This is a genomic window from Saccharopolyspora antimicrobica, from assembly GCF_003635025.1.
GTDB lineage: Bacteria > Actinomycetota > Actinomycetes > Mycobacteriales > Pseudonocardiaceae > Saccharopolyspora > Saccharopolyspora antimicrobica.
Genome location: NZ_RBXX01000002.1, coordinates 5,039,423 through 5,054,448, shown reverse-complemented (window position 1 = coordinate 5,054,448; position 15,026 = coordinate 5,039,423). Strand labels below are relative to the sequence as shown.

Sequence of the window (15,026 nt, the reverse complement as noted above, 5' to 3'; positions counted from 1 at the left end):
GAAAAGCAATCCGCCCTCCAGCGCATTGCGCCGACTCCAATCGAAAATGATGTGCATCTGCTTTAACCGGTGGATCTCACCCGCACGGCGCAACCGGCAGCCCCTCACAGCAGGCTGAGCTGCCGCACCTCCTCCACCTCGGCGGCCGACTCCGCGGCACCGGTGACGTCGCGGAACTGCGGTGACCGCGGCGGCCGGACCCCGTGGCGCCGCTTGGCCTCCTCCACCAGCGCCAGCACACCCCGCTGGTAGGACTTCGGCAGGTACGAGCCGTTGCGGTACAGCCGGGAGTACAGCGGCACCAGCTCGGGGTGCTCCCGCTGCAACCAGTCGCGGAACCACTCCCGCGCCCCCGGTCGCAGGTGCAGCAGCAGGGGCACGATCCGCTCGGCCCCGGCGGCGACCAGCTCCCGCACCGTGGCGTCGATCTGCTCGGGACCATCGCTGAGCCCGGGCAGGATCGGCGCCATCAGCACGGTGCACCCGATCCCGGCATCGGCGAACCGCCGCACCACGTCCAGTCGTCGGCGCGGCGAAGGCGCACCCGGCTCGACGGCCCGCCAGAGCCGCTCGTCCACCGAACCGATCGAGACCGCCACCGACACCGGCGCCACCCCGGCGGCCTGCACGATGAGATCGGCATCGCGCAGGATCAACGTCCCCTTGGTCAGGATCGAGAACGGGTTGGCCCGGTCACGCAGCGCCGAGATGATCTCCGGCATCAGCCGGTAGCGCCCCTCGGCCCGCTGGTACGGATCGGTGTTGGTGCCCATCGCGATCGGCTCGCCCGCCCAACGCGGACTGGCGAGCTCCTTGCGCAGCAGCGCCCCGGCGTTGACCTTGACCACGATCTTGCTGTCGAAGTCGTGCCCGGCATCGAGGTCCAAGTAGGTGTGAGTCCGCCTCGCGAAGCAATAGACACAGGCGTGGCCACATCCTCTGAATGGATTCACCGTCCACCGGAACGGCACCTGCGACTCCCCCGGCACCCGGTTGATGATCGACTTCGCGTGGATCTCGATCGCGTACGCGTCATCGGTCCCCGCCTCGATCGGCACCGGCTCCGGCAGGCGCAGGCCCGCCCGTGGACGCTGCTCCGACGAACCACGGACATCTCCGGGCAAGTCCAACGGAAGCTCCTGGGCGCTCGCGTTCTCCTTCGGAGGCACCACCCGCTGACGTTCCCACCGCATGACTCCATTCGAACATTGATTCGATACGCCGTCCAGTCCAGGGCCGTTCCACCGCCCGATCGAGTGGGCAGCTGCCGCCGGTGCGGGCAGGTCAGCACAGCGTTGGACCGCGGCGGTCCGACTCCAGAACCTGTGAACGCGAGCGGCCGATGAATCTCGTGGCCGAAGACGGTCTCTTCACCCGACCCCGTCGAGGGGGCGCCTCAGCAGAAGCCCACTCGCCCAAGAAGAGGAGAGGACGAGCGCCTTGACACTGATCGTCGCTGGAAAGGTATACGTGGATCCGAGCGACAGGGACCGGTTCATCGAGGGCCACCGGAACCTCGTCGAGCAGGCGCGCCGGCACCCTGGTTGCATCGACCTGTCGATCTCGCCCGATCCGACCGAGGCCGGGCGGGTGAACATCTTCGAGCACTGGGAGTCGCAGGAGACGCTGGATGCCTGGCGAGCGGTCGTACCACCGCCCGCCGTCTCCATCGACATCGAGGACGACCAGGTCCGCAAGCACGAGATCTCTCGATCTGGACATCCGTTCGGCTGACTTGCCCCACGGGACGAAGCCCTCGCCGGCGAGCCGATCATCGGCGAGGGCACCTCGGGTGGGCAGCTGACGTCGGCGCCTTGCCCGAACCTGTCGCTCACCTGCGGTGTCGCGCGACACTAGAGTGCGGAAGTGCAGATCTCCCTCTCGGTGAGCTACGACGAGAAGCGCTTACGGCGCACGATCCGATTCCTGACCCGCCGCCAGCTGGTGCCCGTTCGCGTCCTGGGCGGGGTGTTCATCGTCCTCGGCATCGCCTTGGCCGTGCTCGACCCCGCCACGCCGTTCCTGTACCCGATCATCGGTGGCGGGCTGGTGCTCCTGTTCGCCGTCGGACCGATCGCGGTGGCCTCGGCGATGCGCATGCAGTCAGCCGCCCTCAAGGAGGACGCCCGCCTGGTGCTCGACGACGAGTGGGCACAGGTGTCCTACCCGATGGTCGAGTCCCGCTTCCGGTGGGCCGCCATCGACCAGATCACGGAAACACCCGAGGTCTGGCACGCGATGTTCGGCAAGGCGCAAGCGATGACGATCCCCAAGGACGCGATGACCCCGCAACAACAAGCCGAACTGGCCGCCTTCGTAGCGCGGCTGCGCGCGTAGACCTGCGCGGACCGGTCCCAGCGGCTACTCGGCTCCCTCCGGGTAGCCCTGCTTCTCGTTCCACAGCTGGGGCCGGTTGCGGCCCGCGAACTCGTGCACGTACCCGCATTCGTCGCAGACCAAGCCCAGAGCGGACGCGTTCGCCCATGCCAAGCCGAAGAGCTCGGCGCCCGTCGAGTTCAGCTTGACCTCTCGTGGCCGGAACCAGGCGTGATCGCACACCAGGCACCGAAAAGCCCGCCCCAGCACGGTGGCGAGCAACGGCTTCGACTCGAACAAACCCATGAACGCGATCATCACAGCCCGGCGAGCCCGCCCGCAGCCGATCGCGTCATCCCGGTGCGAGGCGCGAAAGCGACCGGCACCCGCACGCGGGTTCGCGATCTCGGTAATCTCCGCGCATGCCCGCAGATGCTCCGACGATCCTCGCCACCTCCGGTGGTTTCCGGCGTTCCGCACGGCTGCAGTGGGAGGTCGGGCCGCTGACGCGGTTCGCCGTCGATCTCGCCGGGGTCACCGGGCGGGCTCCGCGGGTGTGCTTCCTCGGAACCGCCTGCGGCGACGACAGCCGGTTGATCTCGACCTTCTACGACAACGCGTGGCGCGAGGGCTGGACGGCCAGCCACCTCTCGCTGTTCCCGATGCCGAACGTCGAGGATCCGCGCGAGCACCTGCTCGGTCAGGACGTCGTGTGGGTCTGGGGAGGCAGCGTCGCCGGGTTGCTGGCCATGTGGAACCTGCACGGGCTCGACGCCGCTTTCCGCGAGGCGTGGCAGGCCGGTGTCGTCCTCACCGGCGTGTCGGCCGGTTCGATCTGCTGGCACACGGGCGGCACCACCGACTCGTTCGGTCCCGAGCTCCGGCCGGTGACCGATGGGCTCGGTCTGCTGCCGTGGTCCAACGGCGTCCACTACGACAGCGAACGCGAGCGGCGACCGCTGTTCCAGTCGCTCATCGCCGACGGCACCCTGCCTCCCGGATACGCGACCGACGACGGTGTCGGCCTGCTCTACCGCGGTACCGACATGGTCGAAGCCCTCTCCGAGCGCGACGGCGCCGGCGCCTACCGGGTCGAACGCGCTCCTGACGGCACCGCTGTCGAAACCCGCCTGGACACGCGTCGGATCTGACCGGACTCCGCCCATCGTGTGATTCGGGCACGGACGGTGCCCGCAGCGGCGCCGGTGGGCCTCTGCCGGGGATGCCTTTCGGGGAGTCCGCATAATTGGCCGGTGACCGAGCGCCCTCCTGCTGCTGAGCCGCCCTCGTCCGGTGAGGGCCGCCGCGCACGCCACCGCCGTCCGGACCCGCGTCCCAGCGCCCCGCCGCCCGCCGTCGGGCACGGTCACGGACACGGGCCGGCCGATCCGGCTTCGAAGCAGGTCAAGCGCGTGCTGGCCATCGCGCTCGTGCCCTTCGCGCTGGCCGCGATCATCGGCGTGCTGGTGCTGTACCCCTTCGGGCACGAGCAGCGCAGCGGTGCCGATCTCGGGTTCGGGCAGCACCCGGTGAACGGCGAGGTCGTCTCCGCCGTCGCCGGGCCGTGCAGCGAAGGCGCATCCGAGCAGAGCGAGTGCGTGATCCTCGACGTGCGGATGCAGGACGGACCGCGACCCGGGGAGAGCATCGAGCAGGTCGTGCCCACCGATCCCGGCAGCCCGCGGTTCGCCGTCGGCGACGAGGTCGTGCTCAGCTACTCCGGGGCCGACGCGCAGGAGCCGTCCTCCTACCAGGTCGTCGACTTCCAGCGCGGCACTCCGCTGCTGGTGCTGGCGCTCGTGTTCGCCGGGGCGGTGCTCGTGCTCGGCAGGTGGCAAGGGCTCGCCGCGCTCGTCGCGCTCGGGTTGAGCCTGGTGGTGCTGGTCGGCTTCGTCCTGCCCGCCGTGCTGGCCGGGGAGGACCCGCTGCTGGTGGCGATCGTCGGCGCCGGGCTGATCATGTTCATCGCGCTCTACCTCACCCACGGCTTCTCCGCGCGGACCTCCACCGCGGTGCTGGGCACCATGCTCAGCCTGGCGCTGATCGGGGCGCTCAGCTCGCTGTTCGCGGCCGCCACCAGCCTCACCGGGCTGGACGAGGACACCTCCAGCCTGATGGGCCTGCTCGGCGCGCCGATCGACGCGCGCGGGCTGCTGCTGGCCGGTGTGGTGATCGGTGCGCTGGGCGTGCTCGACGACGTCACCGTTACCCAGACCAGCGCGGTGTGGGAACTGCGCAAGGCCAACCCGGCGCTGACCTGGCGGCAGCTGTACTACTCCGGGCTGCAGATCGGCCGCGACCACGTGTCCTCGGCGGTGAACACGCTGGTCCTGGCCTACGCGGGCACTGCGCTGCCGATGCTGATGGCCTACGCGCTGTCCGGCCGGAGCTTCGGCGAGATCGTCACCTCGCAGGCCGTGGCGCAGGAGGTGGTGCGCACCCTGGTGGGCAGCATCGGCCTCGTCGCGGCGGTTCCGATCACCACGGCGATCGCCGCCGCGGTGGCCGTCCGGGAGCCCGCGGAGAACACCCACCGGGCGTCGGTGGCCGACCGGGTCGGGCAGGCCGCGGCCACCAGCGCCGAAACTCCCACCGTGCGCCGCAGGCGCCGCCCCGGGGTGTGATCCCGGGACGGCGTTTCAGTCAGAGCTTGTCGGCGAATGCCGTCCGCGCCTTGTAAGCGGCGTCAGCCGCTTACAGCCACCTGCGCAGGATGACCACCCGCGGGTTCTGAGCGGTTTCCTGGCGAGGACGGCCCCTCCGCCGCGCATCGGACATACATCAGGAGGGGCACCCGCAGTCCAGGGAACCGCTCAGGTTCCGCCAAGCGACCACCCGAGCAACGCAACCACGAACGAGCTCTCAGCGGCCGAGCTCCGCGACGAACCTGGACACCGCGTCGGGGTTGAGGCGCTGCGCCACGCGGCCCTGCGGGGCGGCCGACGCCAGCACGTAGAGCGGACGCTGCGGAGCCGCGTCGCCGCGGGCTTCCGCGCGCAGCTGCTCGACGATCAGCTGCGAGAGCACCAGGGCACGGGTGTCGGCGTTGCTGGCCAGCGTGTCCGCCAGCCGCCGCAGCGCGTAGATGCCCAGCTCGCGGCCACCGGTCCCGGCGTACATCGCCAGCGAGATGCTGATCGCCTTGCCCTTCGGCGGCCCGCCCACCAGCAGGTTCACCGTGCGCGCGCCGCGCACGTCGGTGATGAACAGTTCGAGCCGGTCGGCCTCCCGCAGCGACACCACCCGGGTGCCCAGCGCGCGGGCGATCACCTGGCCGTCGCGCAGCGACAGGGTCTTGCGGGATTCGACCAGGGCCAGCAGCAGCAGCGGGACCGCCACGATCGCCGCCGCGATGGCGAAGCCCTGGCCGCCCGCGAACAGGCCCACGATGCCGCCGAACGCGGCCGCCACGAGGACGGCCGCGATCATGATGTTGCGCGCCCGGGCCCGCACCGTCCTGCGGTCCAGGAGGTCGAGCGAGATGGACTCGGCTTCGCTCATCTGGGCGACTCCACGGCCGCGCGCACCTCGTCCACCAGGTTCTCCAGCGCCACCGCGCGCTGCTCACCGCTGGCCAGCTCCTTGAGCTGCGCGGTCCCGGCTTCGATGTCGCGCTCGCCGAGCACCAGCGCGAACCGCGCACCGGAGCGGTCGGCGGCCTTCATCGCGCCCTTGAGGCCCTTGCCGCCGTAGGCGACGTCGACGCGGACACCGGCTGCCCGGAGGCCGCCCGCCGTCGCGACCAGCCGGCGCTTGGCCGTCTCGCCCATCGGCACGCAGTAGACGTCGCAGCGCGCCGGGTCGCCGACCGAGAGGCCCTCGGCCCGGCAGGCCAGCAGCGTGCGGTCCACGCCGAGGCCGAAGCCGACGCCGGACAGCTCCTGGCCGCCGAGCTCGGCCATCAGGCCGTCGTAACGGCCGCCGCCGCCGATGCCGGACTGCGCGCCGAGCCCGTCGTGCACGAACTCGAAGGTCGTCTTCGTGTAGTAGTCCAGGCCGCGCACCAGGCGCGGGTTCTCCACGAACTGCACGCCCAGGTCGATCAGGTGCGCCTTGACCTGCTCGTAGTGCTCCTTCGACTCGGCCGAGAGGTGGTCGACCATCAGCGGTGCGTCGGCGACCATCTCCTGCACCTCGGGCCGCTTGTCGTCGAGCACCCGCAGCGGGTTGAGCTCGGCGCGGCGGCGGGTGTCCTCGTCCAGCGGCAGGCCGCTCAGGAACTCCTGCAGCTTGGCGCGGTAGGCCGGGCGGCAGGTGTTGTCGCCCAGCGAGGTGATCTCGATGCGGTGGCCGGTCAGGCCCAGCCGTCGGTAGCCCTCGTCGGCGATCGCGATGACCTCGGCGTCCAGCGCCGGGTCGTCGACGCCGATCGCCTCGACGCCGAGCTGCTGCAGCTGCCGGTAGCGCCCGGCCTGCGGCCGCTCGTAGCGGAAGAACGCGCCGCTGTAGTACAGCTTCACCGGCAGCTGGCCGCGGTCCAGGCCGTGCTCGATGACCGAGCGGGTCACGCCCGCGGTGCCCTCCGGCCGCAGCGTCACGGACCGGCCGCCGCGGTCGGCGAAGGTGTACATCTCCTTGCTCACGACGTCGGTCGACTCGCCGACGCCGCGGGCGAACAGGGAGGTCTCCTCGAACAGCGGCAGCTCGATGTAGCCGTAGCCGGCGCGGCGGGCGGCGTCGGCCAGGGTGTCGCGAACCGCCAGGAAGTCGGCCGATTCCGGCGGGTAGTACTCCGGGATGCCCTTGGGGGCGGTGAACGTGCTCATGGGTGGAAGTTCTCTGTCCTCGTCAGGAGATGGCGTCGGAAGCGGGCAGGCCCTGCAGGAACGGGTTGCCCGCGCGCTCGCGCCCGATGGTGGTGGTCGGTCCGTGGCCCGGCAGCACGACGACGTCGTCGTCCAGCGGCAGCACCTGGGTGCTCAGCGACTCGAGCATCCGGCCGTGGTCGCCGCCGGGCAGATCGGTGCGTCCGATGGCGCCTGCGAAGAGGGTGTCGCCGGACAGCAGCAGCTGCCCGCCCTCCTCGGTCTTGACGCCGAACAGCACCGACCCGCCGGTATGGCCCGGCGTGTGCGTGACCTCGAAGCGCAGGCCGGCCAGCTCCAGCACGTCGCCGCCGGCGATCTCGCGGACGTCGGTGGGCGCATCCATCACCAGGCCGTCGCCGAACAGCTGCCGCCCGGCCGGGCCGAGCGCGGAGCCGGGATCGGCGAGCATGTGCCGGTCCGCCGGGTGGATGTGCGCCGGGACGCCGTGCTCGGCGCAGATCTCACCGGCGGAGAAGACGTGGTCGAAGTGGCCGTGGGTGAGCAGCACCGCGGCCGGGGTGAGCCGGCGCTCGGCCAGCTGGGTGCGCAGCGGCTCCGCGGCGTCCTGGCCGGGATCCACCACGACGCAGGGTTCGCCCTCCCCGCGCGCGAGCACGTAGCAGTTCGCCTGCAGCGGTCCTACCGGGAACCCGAGGACAAGCACGGAGAGCGACCTTTCGTTGCGGCGACACCCGACGGCGCGGGTCGGCTGACCCCCAGATTATCGTCTCGCCCGGGCGCTCCTCCCGCGTGCCGTGCGGCGCTCGGCGGAGACCGGCGGTGCCGGTCCCAGCGGAACCTGAGCGATTCGCCGCCGGGCTCTCAGGAAGTGTCGCAGGGCCACCCCATAAACTCCCCGCACAACATCATGTTCACCGAATCCGGGGAGGGAGCAGGTGCCCAGCAACGAGCAACGTCGCCAGGCGGCCAAGCGGAAGCTCGAACGCCAGCTGGAGCGGAGGGCGGTGCAGGCCAAGCGACGCCGGACGATCACCATCGGCGCGACGATCGTCGTGGTCATCGCGGTCGTGGTGGGCGTCTTCTACTTCACCCGCACCAGTGACGACACCGCGCAGCCGGAGACGCCGCCGCAAGCGCAGCCGGAGATCCAGATCCCCACCGAGCTCGCGCCCGCGCCGCAGCGGCCGACGCCGCTGGCGGACCCGGTCTCCTGCCAGTACCGGCCGGAGGGCCAGGCCAGCAAGCCGGTGAACCCGCCGGCCAACGGCGAGGTGCCCTCGAAGGGCACCGTGCAGGCGACCATCAACACCAACCAGGGCGCGATCCCGCTGACGCTGGACCGGTCGCTGGCACCGTGCACCGTCAACAGCTTCGTCAGCCTGGCCGAGCAGGGCTTCTACAACGAAACCTCGTGCCACCGGATCGGCACTACCGGGCTGCAGATGCTGCAGTGCGGTGACCCGTCCGGCTCCGGCAGCGGCGGCCCGGGCTACTCCTTCGACGACGAGACCTTCCCCGAGCTGCAGTACGGGCGCGGCTACCTGGCGATGGCCAACTCCGGCCCGAACACCAACGGCAGCCAGTTCTTCATGGTCTTCGGCGAGGCACCGCTGTCCCCGGACTACACGGTCTTCGGCACGATCACCGAAGAAGGCCTGAAGGTCATCGACGACATCGCCCGCGCCGGTGACGACGGCGCATACGAGCCGTCGCCCGGCGGCGGCAAGCCGAACAAGCAGGTCAACTTCCAGAACATCGAGATCAAGGCCTGACCGGCTCACACGTCGAAGGGGCGTCGCTCTCGGGCGGCGCCCCTTTCGCATGCCACCCAGGTCCCGAGACCCGCGATTTCAATGGAAATCAGACGTCCGATTTCAATTGAAATCGCGCAGGTTCCGACACGCCCCCGGCGTGTCGAGGGCACGACACGCCGGGAGTGCGGACGACTTCCGCAAGTTCCATTGAAATCGTGGACCTGATTTCCATTGAAATCGCGGAAGTCGACGCACCGACGGGACCGCTTCGGGCCGGACGGGTCAGGCGGCGGAGGTGACGCGGTAGACGTCGTAGACGCCTTCGATGTTGCGGACCGCCTTGAGGACGTGGCCCAGGTGCTTCGGGTCGCCCATCTCGAACGAGAAGCGGCTGACCGCCACCCGGTCCTTCGAGGTCGTCACCGAGGCGGACAGGATGTTCACCCGCTCGTCGGCCAGCACCTTGGTGACGTCGGAGAGCAGCCGGTGCCGGTCCAGGGCCTCCACCTGGATCGCCACCAGGAACACCGAGGACGCCGACGGCGCCCAGTACACGTCGACCAGCCGCTCCGGCGTCCGGCGCAGGTCGTCGGCGTTGGTGCAGTCCGTGCGGTGCACGCTGACCCAGCCACCGCGGGTCACGAAGCCCAGGATCTCGTCGCCGGGCACCGGCGTGCAGCAGCGGGCCAGCTTCGCCCACACGTCGCCGGCGTCCTTGACCACCACGCCCGAGTCGCCGCTGCTGCGGCGCTTGCCGCGCAGCGTCGACGGCGTCGACCGCTCCGCGATCTCGTCCGCCGCCTGCTCCGGCCCACCGATGAACTGCACCAGCCGCTGCACCAGGTGCTGCGCGGAGAGCTGCTTCTCCCCCACCGCCGCGTACAGCGCCGTGACGTCGACGTAGTGCAGTTCGCGGGCCACCGCGCCGAGGGTCTCCGCGGAGACCAGGCGCTGGACCGGCAGGCCGAGGCGGCGGATCTCCTTGGCGATCAGCTCCTTGCCGGACTCGATCGCCTCTTCCCGGCGCTCCTTGGCGAACCACTGCTTGATCTTGGCCTTGGCCCGCGGCGAGGCCACGAACGACAGCCAGTCCCGGCTCGGGCCCGAGCCCTCCGCCTTGGAGGTGAAGATCTCGACGACCTCACCGTTCTCCAGCTTGCGCTCCAGGGCCACCAGCCGGCCGTTGACGCGCGCGCCGATGCAGCGGTGCCCGACCTCGGTGTGCACCGCGTAGGCGAAGTCCACCGGCGTCGAGCCCGACGGCAACGTGATCACGTCACCCTTCGGGGTGAAGACGAAGATCTCCCTGGTCGCCAGGTCGTAGCGCAGCGACTCCAGGAACTCGCCCGGATCGGCGGCCTCCCGCTGCCAGTCGAGCAGCTGCCGCATCCACGCCATCTCGTCGACCTCGACGGCCGCCTGCCCGCCGCTGCCGTTGCGGCCCTTGGCCTCCTTGTACCGCCAGTGCGCCGCGATGCCGTACTCGGCGGTGCGGTGCATCTCGTGGGTGCGGATCTGCACCTCCAGCGGTTTGCCCTCGGGGCCGATCACCGTGGTGTGCAGCGACTGGTACACGCCGAAGCGGGGCTGGGCGATGTAGTCCTTGAACCGGCCCGGCATCGGCTGCCACAGCGCGTGCACCACGCCCATCGCCGCGTAGCAGTCGCGGACCTCGTCGACCAGTATCCGCACGCCCACCAGGTCGTGGATGTCGTCGAAGTCACGGCCGCGCACGATCATCTTCTGGTGGATCGAGTAGTAGTGCTTCGGGCGGCCCTCGACCTTCGCGGCCAGCCGGGCGGTGTCGAGCTGGTGCGACAGCTCGTCGATCACGGTGCGCAGGTAGGTGTCGCGGGAGGGCGCGCGGTTGGCGACCAGGCGCACGATCTCGTCGTACTTCTTCGGCTGCAGGATGGCGAAGGCCAGGTCCTCCAGCTCCCACTTGATCGTCGCCATGCCCAGCCGGTGCGCCAGCGGGGCCAGCACCTCGAGGGTCTCGCGGGCCTTGCGGGCCTGCTTCTCCGGCGGCAGGAAGCGCATGGTGCGCATGTTGTGCAGGCGGTCGGACAGCTTGATCACCAGCACCCGCGGGTCGCGGGCCATCGCGATGATCATCTTGCGGATGGTCTCGGCCTCCGCCGCCGCGCCCAGCTTGACCTTGTCCAGCTTGGTGACGCCGTCGACCAGGTGCGCCACCTCGTCGCCGAAGTCGGCGGCGAGCTTGTCCAGCGAGTAGTCGGTGTCCTCGACGGTGTCGTGCAGCAGGCCCGCCACCAGCGTGGTGGTGTCCATGCCCAGCTCGGCGAGGATGGTGGCGACCGCCAGCGGGTGGGTGATGTACGGGTCGCCGGACTTGCGCTTCTGGGTGCGGTGCTTGGCCTCGGCCACGTCGTAGGCCCGCTGCAGCAGCGCGAGGTCGGCCTGCGGGTGCAGCTCGCGGTGCACGGTGGCCAGCGGTTCCAGCACCTGCTTGACCTGGGCGGCGCGCTGCGCGGTGATCTTCCGCGCCAGCCTGGCGCGGACGCGGCGGGTGGCCGACGCCGGTCGCGGCTCGGCAACCGGCTCGGCTGCCGACGCAGGAGAATCGACGTGTTGGCTCACCGCACGCTCCCGGGATCAGGTGTTGCATTCCCAGGTCCGGGGACCCGGACACTGAGAATAACGCCATCGGGGCTACGCACCTTCCCTGGTGCGGTTGTGATACGCCCAGCGGTCACCTGGTGCAGTCGATCGACCGGGCGACTTCACCCCGACCGATCACCGGGCCAGGTGATCAAAACGCGTTCTCCGGGGAAAACGGCGCGTCGGACTGCCCGCGGAGTTGCGAGCCCACCACCGCCTCGGTGTCGGTTCAGGCCTGGAGCAGCGCCCGGACTTCCTCACCCATGAGCTTGTCGCGACCCTCCAGCGCGGTGAGCTCCAGCACCACCGCCGCGGCCGCGACCTCCGCGCCTGCCTGCCGCACCAGCCGGCAGGCCGCGCCGAGCGTGCCGCCGGTGGCGAGCACGTCGTCCACGATCAGCACGCGCTGCCCCGACCGGAGCGTGTCCGCGGGCAGTTCCAGGGTGGCCCGGCCGTACTCCAGCTCGTAGTCCACGCGATCGGCGACGACCGGCAGCTTGCCGGGCTTGCGCAGCCCAATCACGCCGGTGCCGAAGGCCTGCGCGACCGCCGCGCCCACCAGGAACCCGCGCGCCTCCACCCCGGCGACCACGTCGAACTGGCAGTCCCGGCCCAGCGCCGAGACCACGGCCCGCAGCCCGGCGCCGTCGGCCAGCATCGGGCTGATGTCGCGGAACAGCACGCCCGGCTCCGGGAAGTCGGGCACCTCGCGGATCAGCGCGGCTGCGCGCCGCAGGTCCAGGTCGGACTCGTCGGTGACCTGGACCGCCACCTGCTCGGTCATCGGCGCCGCTTCCCGGTGGGGCGACCGGACTTGCCCGCCGGGCGGCTCGGCCGCCGCGACGTGCCCGCACCGGCGGAGACGGCCTGCTTCGGCGCTTCCTCCGGCACGTCTTCGCCCGCGGCCTTGGCCGCGGCGCGCTCGCGGCGCTGCCGCACCTTGACCTCGTGCTCGCGGTACTTCGACTCGCGCATCTTGAGGTCCACCAGCAGCGGCGTGGCCAGGAAGATCGACGAGATGACACCGGCGGTCATGCCGATCAGCTGGACCAGCGCCAGGTCGCGCAGCATGCCGACGCCGAGCATGCCCGCGCCGACCACCAGCAGCCCGGCCACCGGCAGCAGCGCGATGACCGAGGTGTTGATGGAGCGCATCAGCGTCTGGTTGACCGCCAGGTTCGCCGCCTCCGGGTAGGTGCGGCGGGTCAGCCCGAGCAGACCGCGGGTGTTCTCCTTGACCTTGTCGAAGACCACCACGGTGTCGTAGAGCGAGAAGCCGAGGATGGTCAGCAGGCCGATCACCGTGCTGGGCGTGACCTCGAAGCCGATCAGCGAGTAGACGCCCGCGGTCACCACGACGTCGTGCAGCAGCGCGACCAGCGCCGCCACCGCCATCCACTTCTCGAAGTAGAACGCCAGGAACGCGGTGACCAGCACCAGGAACACGCCGAGCGCGATCAGCGCCTGCTGGGTGATCTCACCGCCCCAGGTGCCGCTGACGGCGCTGTCGCTGATCACCTGTTCGCTCGGCCGCCCTTGGGCGTCCAGCGGCTGCAGCTGGGTGAACAGCGTCTGCTTGACCGCGCCGACCTCTTCGACGTCGAGCGCCTCGGTGCGGATCTGGATGGTCTGGTTGGCGCCGGTGCCGACGATCTGCACCGTCTCCGCCGGACGTCCCACCGCTTCCCGGAACGCGTCCTGCACCTGGCCGTCGCTGATCGGGCCCTGCGCGCCGACCGCGGGCATCTGCAGCTTCGTGCCGCCCTCGAAGTCGATGCCGAGGTTGAAGCCCTTGAAGCCGATCGAGCCGATGCAGACCAGCACCAGCAGGCCCAGCGAGACGTACCACCGGGCGCGCTTGCCGACGATGTCGAAGGCGCCGGTCCCGACGTAGAGGCGGTGGAAGACGCTCTCGCGACGGCGGGTGCCTTCGGTACCTGGAGTCGTCACCTTCACGCCTCCTTGGCGGTGGTCGCGGCCTTGCGGGCAGCCCGGTTCTGATTACCGAGGCGCTGCACCGCTCCCAGGCCGGAGACCGACGGCTTGGACAGGAACTTGCTCTTGGAGGCCAGCGCCACCAGCGGGTGGGTGACCAGGAAGACCACCACGAGGTCCAGCACGGTGGACATGCCCAGGGTGAACGCGAAGCCCTTCACCTGGCCGACGGCCAGCACGTAGAGCACGGCGGCGGCCAGGAAGCTGACCGCGTCGGCGGACAGGATCGTGCGCCGCGCCCGCGTCCAGGCCCGCGGCACGGACGACCGGAAGGTGCGGCCTTCGCGGATCTCGTCCTTGAGGCGTTCGAAGAACACGATGAACGAGTCGGCGGTGATGCCGATGGCGATGATGAAACCGGCGACACCGGCCAGGTCGAGGGTGAAACCGACCCAGCGGCCCAGCAGGACCAGCACGCCGTAGACCACACCGCCGGAGAGCACCAGCGACAGGATCGTCAGGATGCCCAGCAGCCGGTAGTAGAGCAGGCAGTAGACCGCCACCAGCAGCAGGCCGATGCCACCGGCGAACAGGCCGGCCTCCAGGGAGGCCACGCCGAGCGTCGCGGAGACCGTCTCGGCCTCGGACTGGTCGAAGGCCAGCGGCAGCGAACCGTACTTGAGGATGTCCGCCAGGTCGGTCGCGCTCTGCTGGTTGAACTGGCCGGTGATCTGCGCGTTGCCGCCGAGCAGCGCGGCCTGGATCGTCGGTGCCGAGACCACCTCGCTGTCCAGCACGAACGCGGCCTGCTGGCCGACGTTGGCGGAGGTGAAGTCGGCCCAGATCTTGGCGCCCTCGCTCTTGAAGTCCAGCGAGACCGTCCAGCCCGGGTTCTGCTGGTTCGGCGGCACCGCCTGGGCGGTGGCGACCTCGCGGCCGGGCAGGAACACCGGCTCCAGGACGTACTTGAACTCGCCCTCGCGGTCGCAGGTGATCAGCGGCAGCTTCGGGTCGTCGTTGCCGCGCAGCGGGTCGTCGACCGCGCAGTTCAGCGCCTGCAGCGCCTGCATCTGCACGTTCGGGTCGGTGCTCTGCCGGGTGCGCTTGGCCTCGTCGATCTCGCGCTGCTGATCACCGGGCTGCTGCTGGTGCGCGGCCTGCGGCGTGGTGCCCGCGGGCGGCGTCTGCGCGGGCAGCGCGCTGGTGACCTTGCGGAAGTTCAGCTCCGCGGTCTGCCCGAGCTGCTTGGCCTCCTCGCCGCCCTCGCCGGGCACCGTGATGACCAGGTTGTTGCCGTCGCGGGTGACCTCGGAACCGCTGACGCCCATGCCGTTGACGCGGGTCTCGATGATCTGCCGCGCCTGGTTGAGGGCCTCGTTGCTGGGCGGCTGACCGTCCAGGGTGCGCGCGGTGAGCGTCACCCGGGTTCCGCCCTGGAGATCGATCCCGAGCTTGGGGTACGGGTTGCCGTCACCGGTGAAGAACACCAGCGAGTACAGCGCGGCCACGATCAAGGTGAAGATCGCGAGATAACGCCCTGGGCGGATCTGCCCGGCCGGAGGTGCCACGGCGTTCGTTCTCCTGTCCGGTCTCGAAGCGGTGCACTGGTCGTGTTGCGCAGGCGCGCACC

The 15,026-nt window shown here is 70.5% G+C and carries 14 protein-coding genes; 5 read left to right on the top strand and 9 right to left on the bottom strand.

Annotated features, from left to right (window positions below; all coding sequences use genetic code 11):
* Positions 1–104 precede the first annotated feature (104 nt).
* Positions 105–1,193 carry an Rv2578c family radical SAM protein gene (locus ATL45_RS24310; RefSeq protein ID WP_093154006.1) on the bottom strand — a complete coding sequence of 363 codons (1,089 nt, stop codon included), beginning with the start codon at positions 1,191–1,193 and terminating at the stop codon, positions 105–107.
* 247 nt (positions 1,194–1,440) lie between these two features.
* Here ATL45_RS24310 and ATL45_RS24305 point away from each other — a divergent pair, with 247 nt between their 5' ends.
* Positions 1,441–1,734 (top strand): putative quinol monooxygenase, encoded by a 294-nt coding sequence (locus tag ATL45_RS24305; RefSeq protein ID WP_093154003.1) that lies wholly within the window; start codon positions 1,441–1,443, stop codon positions 1,732–1,734.
* A 132-nt stretch (positions 1,735–1,866) separates the two neighbouring features.
* Positions 1,867–2,337: a YcxB family protein gene (locus ATL45_RS24300; protein WP_093154001.1), complete on the top strand. Its 471-nt coding sequence runs from the start codon at positions 1,867–1,869 to the stop codon at positions 2,335–2,337.
* 24 nt (positions 2,338–2,361) lie between these two features.
* Here the strand turns inward: ATL45_RS24300 and ATL45_RS24295 are convergent, their stop codons facing one another.
* On the bottom strand, positions 2,362–2,622 hold the full coding sequence (locus ATL45_RS24295) for a hypothetical protein (RefSeq protein WP_093154345.1): 261 nt from the start codon (positions 2,620–2,622) through the stop codon (positions 2,362–2,364).
* A 116-nt stretch (positions 2,623–2,738) separates the two neighbouring features.
* Here ATL45_RS24295 and ATL45_RS24290 point away from each other — a divergent pair, with 116 nt between their 5' ends.
* Positions 2,739–3,467 carry a Type 1 glutamine amidotransferase-like domain-containing protein gene (locus ATL45_RS24290; protein WP_093153998.1) on the top strand — a complete coding sequence of 243 codons (729 nt, stop codon included), beginning with the start codon at positions 2,739–2,741 and terminating at the stop codon, positions 3,465–3,467.
* A gap of 102 nt (positions 3,468–3,569) precedes the next feature.
* Positions 3,570–4,940, top strand: a complete 1,371-nt coding sequence (locus tag ATL45_RS24285) for a YibE/F family protein (RefSeq protein ID WP_170210335.1) — start codon at positions 3,570–3,572, stop codon at positions 4,938–4,940.
* A gap of 238 nt (positions 4,941–5,178) precedes the next feature.
* On the opposite strand, the gene ATL45_RS24280 is transcribed toward ATL45_RS24285, so the two are convergent.
* From ATL45_RS24280 to ATL45_RS24270, 3 genes are read right to left on the bottom strand one after another with little or no spacing between them, the layout of a single operon-like run.
* On the bottom strand, positions 5,179–5,817 hold the full coding sequence (locus ATL45_RS24280; protein ID WP_093153993.1) for a hypothetical protein: 639 nt from the start codon (positions 5,815–5,817) through the stop codon (positions 5,179–5,181).
* On the bottom strand, positions 5,814–7,082 hold the full coding sequence (hisS, locus tag ATL45_RS24275) for a histidine--tRNA ligase (RefSeq protein WP_093153991.1): 1,269 nt from the start codon (positions 7,080–7,082) through the stop codon (positions 5,814–5,816). The genes ATL45_RS24280 and hisS overlap by 4 nt, the downstream gene beginning before the upstream one ends.
* Before the next feature lie 22 nt (positions 7,083–7,104).
* A complete protein-coding gene (locus ATL45_RS24270) occupies positions 7,105–7,788 on the bottom strand; it encodes an MBL fold metallo-hydrolase (protein WP_093153988.1) in 684 nt (227 codons plus the stop codon).
* Positions 7,789–8,020: 232 nt separating this feature from the next.
* On the opposite strand from ATL45_RS24270, the gene ATL45_RS24265 reads away from it, so the two are divergent.
* Positions 8,021–8,857, top strand: coding sequence for a peptidylprolyl isomerase (locus ATL45_RS24265; RefSeq protein WP_093153986.1), 837 nt, complete (start codon positions 8,021–8,023; stop codon positions 8,855–8,857).
* Between the two features lie 264 nt (positions 8,858–9,121).
* On the opposite strand, the gene ATL45_RS24260 is transcribed toward ATL45_RS24265, so the two are convergent.
* The 4 genes from ATL45_RS24260 to secD all read right to left on the bottom strand — a co-directional run bounded on the left by ATL45_RS24260 (position 9,122) and on the right by secD (position 14,964).
* Positions 9,122–11,440, bottom strand: a complete 2,319-nt coding sequence (locus tag ATL45_RS24260) for a RelA/SpoT family protein (RefSeq protein WP_093153983.1) — start codon at positions 11,438–11,440, stop codon at positions 9,122–9,124.
* A 250-nt stretch (positions 11,441–11,690) separates the two neighbouring features.
* A complete protein-coding gene (locus ATL45_RS24255; protein WP_177241993.1) occupies positions 11,691–12,245 on the bottom strand; it encodes an adenine phosphoribosyltransferase in 555 nt (184 codons plus the stop codon).
* On the bottom strand, positions 12,242–13,417 hold the full coding sequence (gene secF / locus ATL45_RS24250; RefSeq protein ID WP_093153980.1) for a protein translocase subunit SecF: 1,176 nt from the start codon (positions 13,415–13,417) through the stop codon (positions 12,242–12,244). Before secF ends, ATL45_RS24255 begins: the two co-directional genes overlap by 4 nt.
* Positions 13,414–14,964: a protein translocase subunit SecD gene (secD, locus tag ATL45_RS24245; protein ID WP_093153978.1), complete on the bottom strand. Its 1,551-nt coding sequence runs from the start codon at positions 14,962–14,964 to the stop codon at positions 13,414–13,416. The genes secF and secD overlap by 4 nt, the downstream gene beginning before the upstream one ends.
* Positions 14,965–15,026 lie beyond the last annotated feature (62 nt).